The organism is Oricola indica (assembly GCF_965227485.1).
Lineage (GTDB): Bacteria > Pseudomonadota > Alphaproteobacteria > Rhizobiales > Rhizobiaceae > Oricola > Oricola indica.
The window spans coordinates 3,063,581-3,081,152 of record NZ_OZ245747.1; the positions used below are offsets into that span (position 1 = coordinate 3,063,581).

20 protein-coding genes are annotated in these 17,572 nt (G+C 61.6%); 7 read left to right on the forward strand and 13 right to left on the reverse strand.

Translation table 11 applies throughout. The annotated features are described in order from the left end of the window. Positions 1 to 94: 94 nt before the first annotated feature. The 4 genes from ACQK2M_RS15325 (at position 95) to ACQK2M_RS15340 (ending at position 3,037) form a co-directional block, all read left to right on the forward strand. On the forward strand, positions 95 to 571 hold the full coding sequence (locus ACQK2M_RS15325; RefSeq protein ID WP_425418500.1) for a RidA family protein: 477 nt from the start codon (positions 95 to 97) through the stop codon (positions 569 to 571). Beyond that, on the forward strand, positions 568 to 1,284 hold the full coding sequence (locus ACQK2M_RS15330) for a glycerophosphodiester phosphodiesterase family protein (RefSeq protein ID WP_425418501.1): 717 nt from the start codon (positions 568 to 570) through the stop codon (positions 1,282 to 1,284). Before ACQK2M_RS15325 ends, ACQK2M_RS15330 begins: the two co-directional genes overlap by 4 nt. Before the next feature lie 42 nt (positions 1,285 to 1,326). Continuing rightward, positions 1,327 to 2,538: a GNAT family N-acetyltransferase gene (locus tag ACQK2M_RS15335; protein WP_425418502.1), complete on the forward strand. Its 1,212-nt coding sequence runs from the start codon at positions 1,327 to 1,329 to the stop codon at positions 2,536 to 2,538. Positions 2,539 to 2,605: 67 nt separating this feature from the next. Beyond that, the gene (locus ACQK2M_RS15340; RefSeq protein ID WP_425418503.1) at positions 2,606 to 3,037 is read left to right on the forward strand and encodes an HIT family protein; all 432 of its coding nucleotides are present in this window, start codon (positions 2,606 to 2,608) and stop codon (positions 3,035 to 3,037) included. Between the two features lie 98 nt (positions 3,038 to 3,135). On the opposite strand, the gene ACQK2M_RS15345 is transcribed toward ACQK2M_RS15340, so the two are convergent. The 5 genes from ACQK2M_RS15345 to ACQK2M_RS15365 all read right to left on the reverse strand — a co-directional run bounded on the left by ACQK2M_RS15345 (position 3,136) and on the right by ACQK2M_RS15365 (position 7,655). Then, the gene (locus ACQK2M_RS15345) at positions 3,136 to 3,486 is read right to left on the reverse strand and encodes an AzlD domain-containing protein (protein ID WP_425418504.1); all 351 of its coding nucleotides are present in this window, start codon (positions 3,484 to 3,486) and stop codon (positions 3,136 to 3,138) included. Then, the gene (locus ACQK2M_RS15350; protein WP_425418505.1) at positions 3,483 to 4,235 is read right to left on the reverse strand and encodes an AzlC family ABC transporter permease; all 753 of its coding nucleotides are present in this window, start codon (positions 4,233 to 4,235) and stop codon (positions 3,483 to 3,485) included. The genes ACQK2M_RS15345 and ACQK2M_RS15350 overlap by 4 nt, the downstream gene beginning before the upstream one ends. Positions 4,236 to 4,340: 105 nt before the next feature. After that, positions 4,341 to 6,785: an ATP-dependent Clp protease ATP-binding subunit ClpA gene (gene clpA / locus ACQK2M_RS15355; protein ID WP_425418506.1), complete on the reverse strand. Its 2,445-nt coding sequence runs from the start codon at positions 6,783 to 6,785 to the stop codon at positions 4,341 to 4,343. Beyond that, complete coding sequence (gene clpS, locus ACQK2M_RS15360; protein ID WP_223479311.1) at positions 6,785 to 7,138, reverse strand: ATP-dependent Clp protease adapter ClpS; 354 nt, start codon at positions 7,136 to 7,138, stop codon at positions 6,785 to 6,787. The genes clpA and clpS overlap by 1 nt, the downstream gene beginning before the upstream one ends. A gap of 187 nt (positions 7,139 to 7,325) precedes the next feature. After that, on the reverse strand, positions 7,326 to 7,655 hold the full coding sequence (locus ACQK2M_RS15365; protein ID WP_425420057.1) for a phasin family protein: 330 nt from the start codon (positions 7,653 to 7,655) through the stop codon (positions 7,326 to 7,328). Between the two features lie 305 nt (positions 7,656 to 7,960). Here ACQK2M_RS15365 and ACQK2M_RS15370 point away from each other — a divergent pair, with 305 nt between their 5' ends. Continuing rightward, positions 7,961 to 9,256, forward strand: coding sequence for a serine hydrolase (locus ACQK2M_RS15370; RefSeq protein ID WP_425420058.1), 1,296 nt, complete (start codon positions 7,961 to 7,963; stop codon positions 9,254 to 9,256). A 53-nt stretch (positions 9,257 to 9,309) separates the two neighbouring features. Here ACQK2M_RS15370 and ACQK2M_RS15375 read toward each other — a convergent pair whose 3' ends face one another. The 6 genes from ACQK2M_RS15375 to ACQK2M_RS15400 all read right to left on the reverse strand — a co-directional run bounded on the left by ACQK2M_RS15375 (position 9,310) and on the right by ACQK2M_RS15400 (position 14,024). Further along, complete coding sequence (locus ACQK2M_RS15375; protein WP_425418507.1) at positions 9,310 to 10,008, reverse strand: DnaJ domain-containing protein; 699 nt, start codon at positions 10,006 to 10,008, stop codon at positions 9,310 to 9,312. After that, a complete protein-coding gene (locus tag ACQK2M_RS15380; protein ID WP_425418508.1) occupies positions 10,005 to 10,733 on the reverse strand; it encodes a VWA domain-containing protein in 729 nt (242 codons plus the stop codon). The genes ACQK2M_RS15375 and ACQK2M_RS15380 overlap by 4 nt, the downstream gene beginning before the upstream one ends. A gap of 56 nt (positions 10,734 to 10,789) precedes the next feature. Beyond that, positions 10,790 to 11,227 carry a DUF1489 family protein gene (locus ACQK2M_RS15385; protein WP_425418509.1) on the reverse strand — a complete coding sequence of 146 codons (438 nt, stop codon included), beginning with the start codon at positions 11,225 to 11,227 and terminating at the stop codon, positions 10,790 to 10,792. Between the two features lie 85 nt (positions 11,228 to 11,312). Then, positions 11,313 to 12,713, reverse strand: a complete 1,401-nt coding sequence (locus ACQK2M_RS15390) for an L-serine ammonia-lyase (RefSeq protein WP_425418510.1) — start codon at positions 12,711 to 12,713, stop codon at positions 11,313 to 11,315. Between the two features lie 121 nt (positions 12,714 to 12,834). Continuing rightward, positions 12,835 to 12,978: a hypothetical protein gene (locus ACQK2M_RS15395; RefSeq protein ID WP_223479305.1), complete on the reverse strand. Its 144-nt coding sequence runs from the start codon at positions 12,976 to 12,978 to the stop codon at positions 12,835 to 12,837. A gap of 248 nt (positions 12,979 to 13,226) precedes the next feature. Continuing rightward, positions 13,227 to 14,024, reverse strand: a complete 798-nt coding sequence (locus tag ACQK2M_RS15400; protein ID WP_425418511.1) for a YdcF family protein — start codon at positions 14,022 to 14,024, stop codon at positions 13,227 to 13,229. 129 nt (positions 14,025 to 14,153) lie between these two features. Between ACQK2M_RS15400 and ACQK2M_RS15405 the strand changes: the two genes are divergently transcribed. Together ACQK2M_RS15405 and ACQK2M_RS15410 are read left to right on the forward strand one after the other, a co-directional pair. Continuing rightward, positions 14,154 to 15,128, forward strand: a complete 975-nt coding sequence (locus ACQK2M_RS15405) for a heparan-alpha-glucosaminide N-acetyltransferase (RefSeq protein WP_425418512.1) — start codon at positions 14,154 to 14,156, stop codon at positions 15,126 to 15,128. Beyond that, the gene (locus ACQK2M_RS15410; RefSeq protein ID WP_425418513.1) at positions 15,118 to 15,606 is read left to right on the forward strand and encodes a methyltransferase family protein; all 489 of its coding nucleotides are present in this window, start codon (positions 15,118 to 15,120) and stop codon (positions 15,604 to 15,606) included. Before ACQK2M_RS15405 ends, ACQK2M_RS15410 begins: the two co-directional genes overlap by 11 nt. 6 nt (positions 15,607 to 15,612) lie before the next feature. On the opposite strand, the gene ACQK2M_RS15415 is transcribed toward ACQK2M_RS15410, so the two are convergent. Both ACQK2M_RS15415 and mgtE read right to left on the reverse strand, forming a co-directional pair. Continuing rightward, positions 15,613 to 15,999: a MerR family transcriptional regulator gene (locus ACQK2M_RS15415; RefSeq protein ID WP_223479301.1), complete on the reverse strand. Its 387-nt coding sequence runs from the start codon at positions 15,997 to 15,999 to the stop codon at positions 15,613 to 15,615. Between the two features lie 103 nt (positions 16,000 to 16,102). Beyond that, positions 16,103 to 17,515 carry a magnesium transporter gene (gene mgtE / locus ACQK2M_RS15420; RefSeq protein WP_425418514.1) on the reverse strand — a complete coding sequence of 471 codons (1,413 nt, stop codon included), beginning with the start codon at positions 17,513 to 17,515 and terminating at the stop codon, positions 16,103 to 16,105. Positions 17,516 to 17,572 lie beyond the last annotated feature (57 nt).

The following is a 17,572-nucleotide window of genomic DNA, read 5'->3' on the forward strand; positions in this document are numbered from 1 at the left end:
CATTTTCGACGACTATAGGTTTTCTCGTGGCGGAAGCGAGGCAAAAATTGCAAGACATCGTAAACGCCGCACCGAGTCGAAAAGGGAGACCAGAATGCCGGAGACTATCGCCGACCGACTGACCGCACTGGGAATTTCGCTGCCGGAAGCCGCCGCACCCGCTGCAAACTACCTGCCCGCTGTGACCGCCGGAAACATTCTCTACACCTCCGGCCAGCTTCCTCTTCGCGACGGCGCATTGATCGCGACGGGCCTGCTCGGCCGCGACCTCGACGTCGAGGCGGGCCAGGAAGCCGCCAGGGCCTGTGCGATCAACATTCTGGCCCAGGCGAAGTCGCTTCTCGGAGACCTCGAGCGGATCGAGCATATCGTGAAGATTTCCGTATTCGTCGCCTCCACCCCGGATTTCACCCAGCAGCATCTGGTCGCCAACGGTGCATCGGACTTGCTCGTCGAGATACTTGGCGATGCCGGACGCCACGCCCGCTCCGCGGTCGGCATGGCCTCCCTGCCGCTCAATGCCCCGGTGGAGATCGAGGCGATCATCCGGTATTCGGATGCTTCTGCATGAGTTCGACGGAGTTCCTGACGCGCCGCCCCATCGCGCATCGCGGACTGCATGACGAACGCGCCAGACGGATGGAAAACTCGCCGTCGGCTTTCGAGGCGGCCTGCCTGCGCGACTTCGCCATCGAACTCGACGTGCAATTATCCGCCGACAACATGGCCATCGTTTTCCATGACGAGACGCTGGATCGATTGACCGATCAGACCGGACCGCTTGCCGGAAGGACGGCGGCGGAACTCGGCAGGGTCAAACTGGGCGATACGAGCGACCTCATCCCGACGCTGGCCGAGACATTTGCGCTGATCGATGGCCGTGTTCCGGTCGTGGTCGAGATGAAGGATAACGGGCCGCGCAACATTGCTCTCGCCGGCGCGGTCGCCGCGGATCTGGCAGGTTATGCCGGCCCGGCCGCGGTCATGTCGTTTGCTCACGATCTCCTCTCGGCCTTCCGGGATACCGACTCAGCGGTGCCGCTCGGCTTGACTGCGGAAGGGATCGGTACGCCTGCCTTTGTGGAGCACGAGAAGGCTCTCGCCCAGAGCATCTCCTTCGTGTCCTATCACGTGAAAGCGCTACCGAATCCGTTCGTGGCGCGCGTGCGTGAAGAGCTTGGCCTTCCCGTGATCACATGGACGGTCAGGACGCCGGAGGACGTCGCGGCCACGCGCGACTATGCCGACCAGATGACGTTCGAAGGTTTTGACCCGGATATCTAGCGCCTCTCTTGTTTGCAGTGCGGTATGCGATAAATCTTGGGTATGACCCAATCCAGCGACGCCCCCGGAACCGATCACGAAGACGATTCCTTTGTCATTCGTGTTCGCGACCGTTTTGCCGAGATCAGCGAAGCCGACTGGTCGCGTCTATCCGGCACGGCTCCCGGCGAAGGGGTGGCACCGTATAATCCCTTCATTTCGCACGCCTTTCTCGGCGCATTGGAGGACTCGGGAAGCGCGACGGCGCAGACCGGCTGGCTCGGCCAGCATCTGGCGCTGGAAGATGCGGACGGGACCCTTATCGCCGCCCTGCCCTGTTATCTGAAGTCTCACAGCCAGGGCGAGTATGTGTTCGACCACGCCTGGGCCGACGCCTATCGCCGTGCCGGCGGCGAGTACTATCCGAAGCTCCAGAGTTCCGTTCCCTTCACGCCCGCGACCGGGCCGCGTTTGCTCGTCTCGGACGCGATCGATGCATCCTCAGCGCGGCAGGCCCTCGCGCAAGGATTGATGGCGCTGACCAACAGGCTCGGCGTCTCCTCCGCGCACGTCACCTTCGCCACGCAAACGGACATTCAGGCGCTCGAAACCGCGGGTTATCTTCATCGCACGGACCAGCAGTTCCATTTTCACAATGCCGGATATGGCGATTTCGACGCCTTCCTGGAAACGCTCTCGTCGCGCAAGCGCAAGAACATCCGCAAGGAACGCGCGACCGCGTTGGAGAATGGAATCACGGTCGAATGGCTGACGGGAGGCGATATCACCGAGAGCGCCATGGATGCGTTCTTCGCGTTTTATTCGGATACCGGCAGCCGCAAGTGGGGACGGCCCTATCTCAACCGAACCTTCTATTCGCTGATCGCCGAACGCATGCCCGACGACATCCTGCTCGTCATGGCGAAGCGAAACGGGCGCTACGTGGCCGGGGCGATCAATTTTATCGGCGGCAATACGCTGTTCGGCCGCCACTGGGGGTGCATCGAGCACCACGCCTGCCTGCATTTCGAGATCTGCTACTATCAGGCCATCGAATACGCCATCGCGAACAAGCTGGAATTCGTCGAGGCGGGCGCGCAGGGCGAACACAAGCTCGCGCGCGGCTACATGCCGGTGATAACGCATTCGGCGCATTACCTGCCGCATGAGGGCTTTCGCAACGCGGTCGCCGACTACCTGGAACACGAACGCGAGGATGTCGCGCAGTTCTCGCGCGTGCTGTCGGAACACAGCCCTTTCAAAAAAGAGAACTGAGACCGCCCGACTGCATTGAAGGCGGACACTCTCCGGTCTAGGAAAACCGCATCGAAGGGGAAACGCCATGACTGCCGAGTACGATCCGGACAACATCTTCGCCAAGATCCTGCGCGGGGAAATCCCGAGCCACAAGGTCTACGAGGACGATCACTGCATTGCGATCATGGATGTCATGCCGGAATCAGACGGCCATGCGCTGGTGATTCCAAAGGCGCCGTCGCGCAACCTGATCGACGCCGATCCCGACGAACTGGCCAAGGTCATCGCCGTGGTCCAGAAGGTCGCAAAAGCCGTCATCCCGGCCTTCAACGCCGATGGCGCGGTGATCCGGCAATTCAACGAAGCGGCCAGCGGGCAGACCGTGTTCCACCTGCATTTCCATGTCATTCCGTGCGTCGAAGGCGTCAGGCTTCGCAAGCATGTCGACAAGATGGAAGATCAGGACATCCTCGCCGCCAATGCGAAGAAACTGATCGGCGCGCTGGAAGCGCTCTAGAGCATTTCAGGTTGCAGCAGAATCAAGAAGCGCTGCCTCTCGACTTCGTCTCGAACGCGCATCTTGATGCAGATGTTTCGATCTAAACCTGAATTGCACTAGAAGCCGAGCAGCATACCCGTAACGAGGATCGCGAGCCCGACGCCTATCCCCACCGCCATCTTCTGGCCGGCAAGCAGAAACGCGGCAAAACCGACGATTGCGGCACCGAGGCGAAGCGGCAAGGCGGTATCGGCCAACGCACCCGACGGAAAGATCACGAGGCGGGCGATAACGGCGGCGACCAGCGCGGTCGCGATCGACCGCACCAGCATGAACGCCGCCGAGGTCTCGTCGAGCTTCCGACCGAGAAGCACGCCGGCATAGCGCCAGATGTTTGTCGCGAGCCATCCCGCGATCAGGATGAAGAGATAGGGCCACCACCAGGCGTCGATCGCGGTGAAACTCATGTCGCGCTCCCCTGCGTGTCGCCGGGAAATTTCCGGTCATACAGGAATGCGGCCACGCCGCCGAACAGTCCGGCGAGCAGCAGATCGAATTCCGGCGCGACGAGATGGAACAGCGGCCCGAGAACCAGGCCTGCAATCATGGCGATCTTGACGAGGCGATGCCGCGCGGTCGCCCAGAGCGAGGTCAGGAAATAGATCGGCGTCAGGAAGAACAGCGCGCCGAGGACCGTGACGGGAATGCCGGTCGCGAACACATAGACCAGGACGACGATTGCGATGTTCAGCGATGTCAGCGTGACGGCAAACCCGGCGAAATAGGTGGTGCGGAATTGCCTCGGCGCACGATGGATCCGCTCCGACGCCATCACCCATGACGTCACCGCGATGAAATGCGACAGAAAGAGCAGCGTTATGGTGCGGGTCTTTTCGGAGCGGATTTCCGCGATCAGCGTCGTGACCATCGGCATCAGCCGGACAGACGACAATGCGACGGATACGAACACCGCAGCGAGTGTCGTTCCGCCCGTGATACCCGCGATAAGCACCACCTGCGCCGGCAACGCCCAGATCGTCGCCGTCATGAAAGCCGCATGGGCGAGTTCGATACCGCTCTCGCGCGCGAAGCCGGCAAAGCCGACAAAGGCGCTCATCAGGATGAAGGCCGGCAGCGAGATTATGTTGCGCATTCCGCGTGCGTACCAGAGCAAATGGGTGCCCTGGCTTGCCGCAGGCTCGGGGGGCTTCTGCATGATGCCGCGCTAGCACGCCGATGGCGGGTTGGCGAGATAGTACGGACGAAAAAACGGGCGGATCGCTCCGCCCGTCATGGCTCTTTCGCTACCGGTAGCGTGTCCCTATTTGCGCGGCACTTTCGGCACGGATGGTTTCGACTTCGGCGCGGCGTCCGCTCCGCTGTCTTCGGTCGGCGCCTTCGCGGCCTTGGCCGTTGCCGCCTTTTTCGCGGCCGGCTTGCGGGTCTGCTTCTTCGGCTTCGGCCGCGGTTCGTCCGCGATCGACTCGAGCTTCAGCTTGGCCTCGCCCATCTCGTCCTTTTCGACCGTCACCTTCACGGTGCCGCCCTTCTTCAGCTTGCCGAACAGGACTTCCTCCGCCAGGGGCTTCTTGATGTGCTCCTGGATGACGCGGCCGAGCGGGCGTGCGCCCATTTTCTCGTCATAGCCGCGTTCGGCGAGCCAGCCGATCGCTTCCTTCGAGAGGTCGAAGATGACGCCGCGGTCGGAAAGCTGGGCTTCCAGCTGCATGACGAATTTCTCAACCACGCGATGGATGACCGGCACCGGAAGCGGCCCGAAGGGCACGATCGCGTCCATCCGGTTGCGGAACTCCGGCGAGAACAGGCGGTTGATCGCCTCGACGTCGTCGCCCTCGCGCTTCACACTGCCGAAGCCGATGGCGTTCTTCGCCATCTCCGACGCGCCCGCATTGGTCGTCATGATGATGATCGTGTTGCGGAAATCGACCTGCTTGCCGTTGTTGTCGGTCAGCTTCCCGTGATCCATCACCTGCAACAGGATGTTGAACAGGTCCGGATGCGCCTTTTCGATCTCGTCGAGCAGCAACACGCAATGCGGATGCTGGTCCACGCCGTCGGTCAGCAGGCCGCCCTGGTCGAAACCGACATAGCCGGGCGGCGCGCCGATGAGACGCGAGACCGTGTGGCGCTCCATGTATTCCGACATGTCGAAACGCAGCAGTTCGACGCCGAGCGACATCGCCAGTTGCCGGGCGACCTCGGTCTTGCCGACGCCGGTCGGGCCGGAGAACAGGTAGGAGCCGATCGGCTTCTCCGGTTCGCGCAGGCCCGCGCGCGCCAGTTTGATGGCGGACGCCAGCGATTCGATGGCCAGATCCTGGCCGTAAACGACCCGCTTGAGTTCCTTTTCGAGGTTGGAGAGAACTTCCTCGTCGTCCTTCGAAACGGTCTTCGGCGGAATGCGCGCCATGGTCGCGATCGTCGCCTCGATCTCCTTCACGCCGATGGACTTGCGGCGCTTGTTCTCCGGAAGAAGCATCTGGCTCGCACCGGTTTCATCGACGACGTCGATGGCCTTGTCCGGCAGCTTGCGGTCGTTGATGTAGCGTGCCGACAGTTCCACGGCCGATTTGATCGCATCGTCCGTGTACTTGATTTTGTGGAAGTCCTCGAAATAGGGCTTCAGCCCCTTCATGATCTCGATGGCATCCTCAAGCGACGGCTCGTTGACGTCGATCTTCTGGAACCGGCGAACCAGCGCGCGGTCCTTTTCGAAGAACTGGCGGTATTCCTTGTAGGTGGTCGAACCGATGCATCGGATCGCGCCGGAGGAAAGCGCCGGTTTCAACAGGTTGGACGCGTCCATCGCGCCGCCCGACGTTGCGCCCGCGCCGATGACCGTATGGATCTCGTCGATGAACAGGACCGCATGCGGCGTCTCTTCCAGTTCCTTGACGACCTGCTTCAGCCGCTCCTCGAAATCCCCGCGATAGCGCGTGCCGGCGAGCAGCGCGCCCATGTCGAGCGAGAAGATCGTCGATTCCGCCAATACTTCCGGCACGTCGCCATCGACGATGCGCTTGGCGAGACCTTCCGCGATCGCCGTCTTTCCGACGCCGGGGTCGCCGACATAGAGCGGGTTGTTCTTGGACCGGCGGCACAGGATCTGGATCGTGCGGTTGACCTCGGCGGTCCGGCCGATCAGCGGATCGATCTTGCCGTTCTGCGCCTTTTCGTTGAGGTTCACGCAATAGGCGCTCAATGCGTCTTGCTGCTTCTTCTTGCCATCCTCGCCTTCGGTCGCCGCGCCATCCGTACTGGCCTGGTCCTCGGCGCCATCCGGAGGCCGGGTCACCGACGCGCCCGGACGCTTTGCGATGCCGTGCGCGATATAGTTGACCGCATCGTAGCGGGTCATGTCCTGCTCCTGCAGGAAATAGGCGGCATGGCTTTCGCGCTCGGCGAAAATCGCGACGAGCACGTTGGCCCCGGTTACCTCTTCGCGACCCGACGACTGGACATGGATCACGGCGCGCTGGATGACGCGCTGGAAACCCGCCGTCGGCTTGGCGTCCTCGTCATATCCGGTGACGAGGTTTTCCAGTTCGTGGTCGACATAGTCGAGGACGGTCTTGCGCAGCGCTTCGGTATCGACCGAACATGCATCCATCACGGACTTGGCGTCCTGATCGTCGATCAGCGCAAGCAGAAGATGTTCGAGCGTCGCGTATTCATGCTCGCGCTCATTGGCGTAGGTCAGCGCCTGGTGAAGCGACTTTTCGAGGCTGGCGGTGAATGTCGGCATTACTTCTTCTCCATCACGCATTGCAACGGATGCTGGTTCTGCCGGGCAAAATCCATCACCTGCGTCACTTTGGTTTCGGCCACCTCGTATGTGTACACCCCACACTCACCAACACCGTGATTGTGGACATGCAACATGATCCGCGTGGCTTGTTCGCGGTTTTTCTGGAAGAACCTCTCCAGCACGTGAACGACGAATTCCATCGGCGTGTAATCGTCGTTCAGCAGGAGTACGCGGTATAAACTCGGTTTCTTGACCTTCGGCTTGGTGCGCGTGATGACGGCGGTTCCCCGCCCGACGCCCTCGCCGTCCTTGCCCTTGTCGGCCTGCATTCTCTGCGGCGTATTTCTCATTCTAGCCCTGCGGTTTCACAGCTCCGGGACCGGCTGCCCGGACTCGATACTTAGGGATTCATGTGACGATTTTAAGCCCCCTCCGGAGCCGCGCAAGCCGACAAATAGCAACACACAAAACAAACAGGCCCACGTGATCGCTCACGCGGGCCCTGCATTCGCCATTTTGGCGAAGTGAATGCATCGCTTACTTGGAAGCCGAAGCCATCGCCGTTTCGAACGGCTTGTAAGCTTCCTTGGCGAGATCGGCGTAGAGGTCGCCCATCTTGGTCGCCTCGGCGACGAAGGACTCATAGGACGACTTCATGTAGTCGGTCTGCACTTCCATCGCCTTTTCGAGCGACTTGGCGCCGGCCAGTTTCTCGAACACGGCAACGCCGTCCTCGTAGGACTTCTTGGAGTAGTCGGCGGCTTCGGTTGCGATGGCCTGCATGCCCTTGGTCATGGCAGCGTAGCCCTTCAGGGAGTTGTCCATCATTTCCTTGCCAACCTTGCTGGCGTCTTCAAACGAATTCATCATGGCGAACCTCAATTGGATTGCGATTGGATTTCGGATCAGTTTCGGGCCTCATCCGGGCTTGCCAACAAGATAGTGTGCACTGCACAATTTTTCAACGGGCAAGTTTGCAGCGCACAAATTTTATTTTGGGACATTTGAAAAAAACTCGACGGACGGCAGTAACTTTCTAGTCACCATAAACGACTTGGTAACGCTGTTCCGGCTACGGTTGCATGAGTTCCGGCTCGTTAGCAGGGCCGCCCCATGTAGCGTAACCACGGGTGTCTCAAGTGTTTTTCAGTAAGTCGCTGTCCCTCCAGAACATGGCGCAAGCGATATCTGCGCTGTTCGTGGCCACTTTCCTCGTCGTGGCGTTCGGCGCCAATGCGCAGGCGAACCCCAAATACGCCTCCTTCGTCATCGACGCGAACACCGGCAAGACACTTCATTCGCGTTACGCCGATTCGCCGCGCTATCCGGCATCCCTGACGAAGATGATGACGCTCTACATGGTTTTCGAAGCCATGGAACAGGGCAAGATCAACAAGAACACGCGCGTCACCTTTTCGCGTCACGCCGCCTCGATGCAGCCGACGAAGCTCGGCGTTCCGGCAGGCAAAAGCGTCTCCGTGGAAGATGTGATCCTCTCCCTGGTGACGAAGTCCGCCAACGATGCCGCCGCCGCCATTGCCGAGCATCTTGGTGGAACCGAAAGCCATTTCGCGGAAATGATGACGGCCAAGGCGCGCGCGCTCGGGATGTCCAAGACGACGTTCCGCAACGCATCGGGTCTTCCCAATTCCCGCCAGGTCACGACGGCGCGCGACATGGCGACGCTCGGCATCGCGTTGCAGGAGCACTTCCCCCGGCAGTTCAAATATTTCTCCGTCCAGAGCTTCAAGTTCGGCCGCACCACCATGCGCAACCATAACCGGCTCCTTGGCCGCGTCAGCGGTGTCGACGGCATCAAGACCGGCTACACCCGCGCTTCCGGCTTCAATCTCGTTACCTCGGTGCACAAGAACGGGCGCAGCATCGTCGCCGTGGTGATGGGCGGACGGACCGGCGCGTCGCGCAATGCGCATATGCAGGAATTGCTGGCAGCCAATGTGAACAAGGGCTCCAAGCGCAAGCGCGGCATGCTCGTCGCCCGCAGCGGCGGCACGAATTTCGGAAATGCGGCCGTCACCGTCGCACAGCTCGACGCCGACGATATTCCGCTTCCCGTGAACCCGCTTCGCCCAAGCGATATCGGCACTCCTGTCGCCGCATCCACGGTGACCGCCTATGCCGCCGAGCCCGCCGCGCCGCGCCCTGCTCCGGCCGCCGCGCCGCTCGACACGATCAAGACCGCAACCACGGCGCCGCGCAGCGGCTGGGTGATCCAGATTGCTTCACTTCCCAGCCAGGGCGAAGCCGTCGATTACCTGCGGACTGCACAGGAACGTGCCGGTTCGGTTCTCGAAGGCCTCTCGCCTTTCGTGGAGGAATTCGAGAAGAGCGGCATTCTGTATCACCGCGCCCGCTTCTCCGGCTTCAGCTCGAAGTCGGCTGCCTGGTCCGCATGCAGCGCTCTCAAGAAGTACAAGTATTCCTGCCTCGCCTTCGACAATTCGTAAGGCGCGGCCGGGCCGTCTGAAACCGTTTGAATGTGTATCGAGTATCGAAGGGTTCAATCAGTATGATCACGCAAAAGAACGTCGCGCGCTTCGTTAACCCGCTGCGCCAGAAAAGCATTGCCTCCGAGGTCGGGGTGAACGCGCTGCATCAGGCTTCGATGCGCCTTTCGGACCTCAACAGCGGACGCGCCCGGTTCAAGGCCAAGGATCTTGTAGGCCTCCTCATGTGTCATGGGGCCCGAGCCATGCGGGCTTCCATGCCCCGCACCAACATCCGGATCAGCGTCGTCACGCCAGCCCGGCATTCGGCGGTCAAGATACGCCTCCAGTAATTCGGCGCTTTCGCGGTCGTCCCTGAGGTCGGCCGCGAGATCCATCAGGTCCGCGTCGCTCATCTCGTAGAGCCTGCGGCCCTCGAAACGGCCAACGAGAACCAGTCCGTCCATATCGCCGCTGTCGTGGTCCAGCTCCATTTCGAGCCAGGCCGATCGTACCGTCGATTTTTGTCCCCCGGTCCTCTGCTGACCGATGCGGCGCCGCTGCCGGCCGTACCAGGCGACAGCCATCATCACCAAAGGCGCACCGACGCTGATGCGCCCTGCGACACTCAGGATGCCCCCGAGTATGGCCAGCGCCGCCGGCCCGGCGAGGTGCAGGGTACGCGCCACCTGAGCCGGCGATGCCGATGCGAAGAAGTACAGGCCGAGGATCGTGAAGGCGGCAATGCCGACCAAAAGAATCAGTATGGTCATCTCTTGCCTCCATCGCTCGACATCTGTGCGAGCAACAACCTGTCCTCCCGCGACCCTCGACTTTCGAGCGCCTTGAGACCGCCGGTCGCATAGACCGCGATTGCCGACAGGAGTTTCGACAGAACGGATGCGGCGGAGCGGTCGAATCGGAACCAGCCGCCGCGCGTCACCCGGGCGATTTCCCGAAAGGCGTATTCCGCGGACGGATCATGACCTTCCTGAAAGATGAACACCGGAATGCCATGCAGGCCGAGTTCGCCGGCAGCCTGAACGAGGTCATCGACATTTTCTTCCATCGCATCGCCAATATAGACGAGCGCGTTGATCCGGTTGCGGGATTGTTCCTTCGCCGTATGCTTCAGTACTTTCAGGATCTGCGTGTGCCCGCCGCGGCATTCGATCCGCGACATCATCGAGGCGAGCGTCTTGCCGTCCTCGGCCCATTTCGAGGCGCGGCACTCGCCGAGCCCGCGGAAATAGACAAGCTGCATCAGAAGGCTACCGACATCCGAAACGCTCTCGAACATCTCCGCCTGGATCGAGCAGGCGAGATCCCATGTCGGCTGACGGCTCATCGTTGCGTCGAGCGCAAGGACGATCCGTCCGTTTCCCGTTGCGGATGTTCCGGCGGTCTTCGCCGCCTTGAGGAATGCGGCGATGTCGCCTCGCGATGATTTCGCTTCGGCGATTTTACTGCTTCGCGTTTTCGATACCGACTTGGCCATGGGCGAAATGTGGCACTTTCCCGTCGGGTTGCAAGGCAAATGAGATACGTGCGCGATCAGATCAGGCCGAGATCGGCGAGTTCGTTGCGCATGTCCGCCGGCAAGGTTTCCATGCCTTCGTCGTCGCCGTTGATATCGGCCGGCACGTCCTCTGCCTTGTAGTAACGCCATCCCTGGAACGGTCGCTTGGGTTGGGGGCGGGTCAGCACGACCTCGGGATCGAGGACGATCCGGCACCGCGATATCCCCTCGCCATCGACGAAAGGCCGGATATCGGTGATGCGCTGGCGGCACTGAACGCGCCCCTTGATCACCCAGTACAGCGACCCCTCGCCGATGATTTCGTCGCCGCGCTTGGGCACCATGCGAGTTGTATGGATGCTTTCGGCCGGCTCGCCCGCCGCGCGTTTTTCGGCGAGGCGAAAATCGATCCAGGCGCGCAGATCGTCAACGCTGTCTGCTCCGACACAAAGCTTGATCAGGTTCAGGGCCATGGCGCATGGTTTATTGCGCGCGCGCCGCCGGTCAAGCTTGGCAGTGATACGTCCACAGGCCAGCAGCCCGCCGGGAGCAAGTCGTTCAGCACTCCACCACGTTGACGGCGAGGCCGCCCTGGCTCGTTTCCTTGTATTTCTCGTTCATGTCGAGGCCGGTCTGCCGCATGGTCTCGACACAGGCATCGAGCGGGACGAAATGCGTGCCATCGCCCTTCAGGGCCAGCGACGCCGCCGTGACGGCTTTCACCGCGGCAAGGGCATTGCGCTCGATGCACGGCACCTGGACGAGCCCCGCAACCGGATCGCAAGTCATCCCAAGATGATGTTCGAGCGCGATCTCGGCAGCGTTTTCCACTTGTTCTGGCGTACCGCCGAGGACTTCGGCGAGCCCCGCCGCCGCCATCGCGGCCGCACTGCCAACCTCACCCTGGCACCCGACCTCCGCTCCGGAGATCGATGCGTTGTGCTTGATCAGCCCGCCTATCGCGGCCGAGGTGAGCAGGAAATTGCGGACGTCATCCGGGCTGGTCAGTTCATGGAACTTGACCATGTACTTCAGAACCGCCGGCACCACGCCCGCCGCACCGTTGGTCGGCGCGGTGACGACGCGGCCGCCGGACGCATTCTCCTCGTTCACCGCCATGGCGAAAGCGCCGAGCCAGTCATTGGCGAGCATCGGATTCGGCCGGTTGGACAGCCAGTCGGCCTCGAGTTTCTCGTGAATCTGGCGCGCGCGCCGCTTGACCTTCAAGCCTCCGGGCAGGATGCCCTCGCCGCGCAAACCGCGCTCGATACAGCCGTCCATCGCGCCCCAGACGGCATCGAGCTCTGCGTCGAGCTCGGCGCGGCTGCGCCCGGTTTCCTCGTTGGCGCGTTTCATCGCCGAAATGGACAATCCGCTCTTCTTCGCCATCTTCAGCATCTCGTCGGCAGACGCGAAGGGATAGGGCACGTCGCCTTTGCGCGGCTTGCCGGCTTCCGCCTTGACGCGCGCGAGTTCGTCTTCGCTGACGATGAAGCCGCCGCCGATCGAGTAGTAGACCCGGCGCAGCAGCATGGTGCCGTCGGCGTCACGGGCGGAAAACGCCATGCCGTTGGCGTGCCCCGGCAGTGGTTCCTTCCTGTCGAAGACGAGATCCTCGTTCGGATCGAAGCGGTAAGTCGGATGCCCCGGCGGCGACACCGACTTCCCGGCCTTCACCATCTCCAGGATGTCGTCCATCGCATCGGGGTCGATCGCGTCTGGCTGATAGCCTGCAAGACCGAGGATCACCGCGCGGTCGGTGGCATGGCCGACACCGGTAAAGGCGAGCGAGCCATGCAGCGACACCGAAAGCCCGGCGACTTCCGCGCCAGCCGGCCGCGGCCATTCGCCAAGCCGTATCTCGTCGAGAAAACGCACGGCGGCCGACATCGGCCCCATCGTGTGCGAGGAGGAAGGCCCGATACCGATTTTGTAGAGTTCGAAGACCGAAAGGAACATCTGCGATTCTGCTGTTGACGGCAGGAAGCTAGCAGACTGTGACGGCGGCGCGAACCGGGTTCCGACGCGCCTTGGCCGCGTTACGACACAGCCAAGGCGCTTTTTCGAATCCGTGTTCGGATCAAGCCGGTTGCCGCGGGAAGGAAGCGGCTACCTCGGCGACATCATTCATCCCGATCAGGTACACGATGACCATGAAGCAGGCGAAACCAGCAACTGCCCAGGCCGTGGTGCCCCAGCAGGACTTCTGGACGTTTTCATCCATCACTGTTGTCCCCATTTTTGTTCGGCGCGGCGTGCCCGCGCTCTCTCTTGGAGGCGGCCGTCTACACCCGTCCCACCGTCTTCGCAATCGCAAAAAACCAAGGATCAGCCATGCGTCATCCGGAAGGCGAAAGGGGCGATCTCGAATTCCGTCGAGATTTCAATTCGCTGATCGAGCGTGCTAACGCGCTTCCACTTTCGTCTGATATCCTCCCGAAAGCGGGTGATTTCGCCCGGACCGTGTGGGATTCAACGCGGGAAGAAATCGCTGATTCGCCCCGTTGCCGCGTAGACCGCGAGGCCGATCCACTCGCGGATGGCGAGGTTAGTTTCGACAAGCGCCTCGGTCGGGTCGTCACGGCCGACCGCAAAACTTTCCGTGCCGGCCGTCTTGTAGTCGACCGGCCATGGCACCGGTTCGATACCCTGCACGCGGAATGCGCCGACGGAGCGCGGCATGTGAAATGCGCTCGTGACCAACAGCCAGTCGCCCTCACCATATCGCTCCATGACGGCTTTCGACAGCACCGCGTTCTCGTGGGTGTTGAGGGACTTGTCCTCGAGGACAACGCGCTCCGCCGCGATACCGAACGAAGCAAAAAATCGTGACGCGATCGATGCGTCGCCTTCCGTCTGGCCGATCAACGATGCCTCACCGCCAGAAACGATCACCGGTTTATCCGGGTAGAGCCGCGCGAGACGCAGGGCCTCGACCATCCGGTCTCCGGAAGCGCCGAGTTCGAACCCGCCGCGGATGCGCGTCACGTAACCGTCGAAAGCGCCGCCGAGAACCACGATTCCCGCGATCTCGTCCGAAGCGGGCGGAGTATCCGGCCGTGCAAACCGGTTCTCCAGTGGCTGCAGGAGCAAACGTCCGGCATTGGTTTGCGTCGCGACAAGGGCGAAGCAGAGGCCGAGAAAGGCGAGCCACGCGGCGATGCGGATCCGCTTGAACAAAAGAAGGAGGAGAATGCCCGCGAAGATCAGACAGATCAGTCCGACCGGCTGGATCAGGAGCCACAGGGTCTTCGACAGGTAATAGAACATAGTCACATCTTCGATTGGCCGAGCCGGTCTCCGCCATACACGCCTTTCGTGCACCATGCACCGCTTTGCAGCGCGGATTTCTCATGCGATATCTGGTGGCATGACGAACGGTATTGCCCCGATCCGAAAATGACCGATACAGGCACCCGCCCTTCCCGTCGGATCGAATGGATCGACCTCGCGCGCGGCGTCGCGCTCGTTGCGATGGCGATCTACCACTTCAGCTGGGATCTCGAATTTTTCGGCTATCTAGACCCCGGCACGGCTGGCACCGGGCCGCTCAAGTGGTTCGCGCGCAGCATCGCCTCGAGCTTCCTGATCCTTGTCGGCGTGAGTCTCGTCCTCGCGCATGGCAAGGGCATTCGCTGGCGGGGATACGGCAAGAGGCTGGCGATGGTGGCCGCCGCGGCGCTTGCGATTACCGTCGCGACGAGGATCGCGACACCCGGCGCCTATGTTTTCTTCGGCATCCTGCACCAGATCGCGGTCGCGAGCGTTCTGGGCCTGCTGTTCCTGCGCTTGCCGGCAATCGCACTCTTTCTGATCGCCGCTGCATGGATATCCGTTCCGTTCTGGGGGAAGACCGAGTTGTTCTCGCATCCCCTGCTTCTCTGGATCGGTCTTTCGCCTTTCCCGCCGCGATCGAACGACTTCGTGCCGGTCTTTCCGTGGTTTGGCGCCGTGTTGACGGGCATGGCGATCGGGCGCCTGCTGATCGGCACGGGAGCGACAACATATCTTGCCGACCATCCCCCGCATGAAAACATCGTCACGAGAGCCCTTCGGTTCATCGGCAGGCACAGCCTCGTCACCTATCTCGTCCACCAGCCGGTGCTGATCGCCTGCGTCTATCTGTTTTCCCTCGTCAGCCCGCCTGCGGAGGTCGAACCCGAGGCGGCATTCATCCGCTCCTGCACGCAGACCTGTGTCGAACAGTATTCCGAACAGACCTGCCGGGCGTTTTGCGAATGCGCGGTCGCCGGCCTGAAGGAAGAAGGCTTGTTCGAACGCGTGTTTACGGGTGAAATCAACCAGACGACGGACCCGCGTGTCGCCGACGTCTCGGACCGTTGCTCGCTGGAGGCAAACACCGATGGCAACTGACAACAAAGCCTTTTACGAACGGCCGAACACGATTCCCTGGCCGCCGATCATCTATGCGATTGCCCTGGTGGCCGGGTGGCTGTTCGGGCGGGCGCTTCCCCTGCCCTGGTTCGGAGGCAATGCGGGCGAGATGCTGTTTGCGGGCGGCGTATTCATGATACTGGCCGCATTGGCGATCGACTTCGCGGCTATGCGCACGATGTATCGCGCGCGCACCACGATCCTGCCCAATCGCAAGTCGGATCACCTGATGACGAAGGGAATCTTCGCGGTGACGCGCAATCCGATCTATGTAGCCAACACGATGCTGGTGATCGGCGCGGGCCTCATATCAGGCATTGGCTGGTATTTTCCGCTGGCCTTTGTCGCGGCTTACGCGACCCAGAAACTGGCGATCGAGCGCGAGGAAAAACACCTGGAGAGCCATTTCGGCAAGGCGTACCGGGATTACAAAAAACGCGTCAAACGCTGGTTTTGACGGTCGTCAGGACGCGACCCGCAATTCGGCAAGGCGCCCGAGACAGGCCTCTTCGACCTGTTCGAGTTCGGCCAGCGTGTCCTCGATATCCTTGCGCTTCTGGCGCAGTTCCTCACGCTTTTCGGCCGCCTTGTTGATGATCGTGCGCAACTGGCCGACTTCGCCCGGCGGTGCCTTGTACATCTGGATGATCTCGCGGATCTCGGCGATGGAGAATCCGAGCCGCTTGCCGCGCAGGATCTGCTTGACGAGCAGACGGTCGGCCGGCCTGAACAGCCTCGTCCGTCCGCGGCGCACCGGGTGGATCAGCCCCTCGTCCTCGTAGAAGCGAAGGGTCCGTGTCGAAATGCCGAACTCGCGAGTAAGTTCGGTTATGGTGTAATAGTCCCTCATCCACCGAATCCTTCGGGATCAATGACTTAGCCAGCGCCATCATTGATGCGCCCTTACGTAAAAGTCAAATATCTGCCCGTTCCGCGAGGCACTGCCCGGGCGCTCAAATCCCGAACCACCAGGCGGCCAGCCCCAAAAAGGCAAAGAAACCAACGATGTCCGTCACCGTCGTCACGAACACGCTCGACGCGATCGCCGGGTCCGCACCGAACCGGTTCAACAGCAGTGGAATGAGAATGCCGGCCAGCGCCGCGCAGACCATGTTGACCACCATCGCCACCGCAATCACCCCGCCGAGCGACAGGCTCGAGAACCATACCGCCGAGACCAACCCGATCAGGGCTGCGAAGACCACGCCATTGATGAAACCGACGGTCAGCTCGCGCCGGATGATGCGAGACGCGTTGTAAATGTCGATGTCGCGCGTCGCGAGCGCGCGCACGGCAACAGTCATGGTCTGCGTTCCGGCATTGCCACCCATTGAGGCGACGATCGGCATCAGGACGGCGAGCGCCACCATTTCCGAAATCGTCGCGTCGAAAAGGCCGATCACCGCCGAAGCGAGGACGGCGGTGCCGAGATTGATCAACAGCCACAGAAAGCGCGACTTCGTCGTCTCGATCACGGTGTCGGACAGTTCCTCGTCACCGACACCGCCGAGGCGTTTCAAATCCTCTTCGGCTTCTTCCTGGATCACGTCGACGACGTCGTCGATCGTCAGGATACCGACGAGACGCTCGTTCTCGTCAACGACGGCCGCGGAGAGAAGGTCGTATTGCTCGAAGATCTGCGCCGCTTCCTCCTGGTCCATCTCGGCCGGGATCGCGTGACGCGTCTCATGCATGATCTCCTCGACCTTGTTCGGTCGCGGCGTGCGCAGGATCCGGTCCAGATCGATCGCTCCGACGAGATGAAAGGTCGGATCGATGACGAATATCTGCGCGAAGGAATGCGGAAGGTCTTCGCTGTCGCGCAGATAGTCGATTGTCTGCCCGACGGACCAGTACGGCGGCACCGCGACGAACTCCGTCTGCATGCGCCGGCCTGCGCTGTCTTCCGGATAATCGAGCGAGCGACGAAGCCTTATGCGCTCCGTGAACGGCAGCTGGGCGAGGATTTCGGCCTGATCCTCCTCCTCCAGATCCTCCAGGATGTAGACCGCATCATCGGAATCAAGGGTTTGCAGAGCGACGGCGATCTGCTCGTTGGGCAGCGCGTCGATGACATCGAGGCGCACCGCCTCGTCGACCTCGGTAAGTGCGGAGAAATCGAAGCGATCACCGAGCAGGGTCGCGAAGCGGCGACGGGAATCGCTTTCCAGCGTCTCGATCAGGTCACCGAGTTCGGATTCGTGCAGCCCGGAAACGTCGTCGGCGAGCGCCTCGACATCGGATGCCTGCACATGCGCATCGATGCGATCGAGGAAATCCGCGCGGATCGAGCCGTCTTCGCTGTAGATGTCAGCGGAGTAGGACTCGCCGGCCTGCTCGTTCTGTGACGTGTGGGTCTCGGTCACCGATGTGCTCCATCGTGCGGGTGCGCATGACCACAACTAAACGGCTGTTATGAAAAT

Excerpts from the sequence above, each read along its gene's own strand:
- ACQK2M_RS15325 (WP_425418500.1), top strand. The coding sequence starts at position 95 with ATGCCGGAGACTATCGCCGACCGACTGACCGCACTGGGAATTTCGCTG.
- ACQK2M_RS15330 (WP_425418501.1), top strand. The coding sequence starts at position 568 with ATGAGTTCGACGGAGTTCCTGACGCGCCGCCCCATCGCGCATCGCGGA.
- ACQK2M_RS15335 (WP_425418502.1), top strand. The coding sequence starts at position 1,327 with ATGACCCAATCCAGCGACGCCCCCGGAACCGATCACGAAGACGATTCC.
- ACQK2M_RS15340 (WP_425418503.1), top strand. The coding sequence starts at position 2,606 with ATGACTGCCGAGTACGATCCGGACAACATCTTCGCCAAGATCCTGCGC.
- ACQK2M_RS15345 (WP_425418504.1), bottom strand. The coding sequence starts at position 3,486 with ATGAGTTTCACCGCGATCGACGCCTGGTGGTGGCCCTATCTCTTCATC.
- ACQK2M_RS15350 (WP_425418505.1), bottom strand. The coding sequence starts at position 4,235 with ATGCAGAAGCCCCCCGAGCCTGCGGCAAGCCAGGGCACCCATTTGCTC.
- clpA (WP_425418506.1), bottom strand. The coding sequence starts at position 6,785 with ATGCCGACATTCACCGCCAGCCTCGAAAAGTCGCTTCACCAGGCGCTG.
- clpS (WP_223479311.1), bottom strand. The coding sequence starts at position 7,138 with ATGAGAAATACGCCGCAGAGAATGCAGGCCGACAAGGGCAAGGACGGC.
- ACQK2M_RS15365 (WP_425420057.1), bottom strand. The coding sequence starts at position 7,655 with ATGAATTCGTTTGAAGACGCCAGCAAGGTTGGCAAGGAAATGATGGAC.
- ACQK2M_RS15370 (WP_425420058.1), top strand. The coding sequence starts at position 7,961 with ATGGCGCAAGCGATATCTGCGCTGTTCGTGGCCACTTTCCTCGTCGTG.
- ACQK2M_RS15375 (WP_425418507.1), bottom strand. The coding sequence starts at position 10,008 with ATGACCATACTGATTCTTTTGGTCGGCATTGCCGCCTTCACGATCCTC.
- ACQK2M_RS15380 (WP_425418508.1), bottom strand. The coding sequence starts at position 10,733 with ATGGCCAAGTCGGTATCGAAAACGCGAAGCAGTAAAATCGCCGAAGCG.
- ACQK2M_RS15385 (WP_425418509.1), bottom strand. The coding sequence starts at position 11,227 with ATGGCCCTGAACCTGATCAAGCTTTGTGTCGGAGCAGACAGCGTTGAC.
- ACQK2M_RS15390 (WP_425418510.1), bottom strand. The coding sequence starts at position 12,713 with ATGTTCCTTTCGGTCTTCGAACTCTACAAAATCGGTATCGGGCCTTCC.
- ACQK2M_RS15395 (WP_223479305.1), bottom strand. The coding sequence starts at position 12,978 with ATGGATGAAAACGTCCAGAAGTCCTGCTGGGGCACCACGGCCTGGGCA.
- ACQK2M_RS15400 (WP_425418511.1), bottom strand. The coding sequence starts at position 14,024 with ATGTTCTATTACCTGTCGAAGACCCTGTGGCTCCTGATCCAGCCGGTC.
- ACQK2M_RS15405 (WP_425418512.1), top strand. The coding sequence starts at position 14,154 with ATGACCGATACAGGCACCCGCCCTTCCCGTCGGATCGAATGGATCGAC.
- ACQK2M_RS15410 (WP_425418513.1), top strand. The coding sequence starts at position 15,118 with ATGGCAACTGACAACAAAGCCTTTTACGAACGGCCGAACACGATTCCC.
- ACQK2M_RS15415 (WP_223479301.1), bottom strand. The coding sequence starts at position 15,999 with ATGAGGGACTATTACACCATAACCGAACTTACTCGCGAGTTCGGCATT.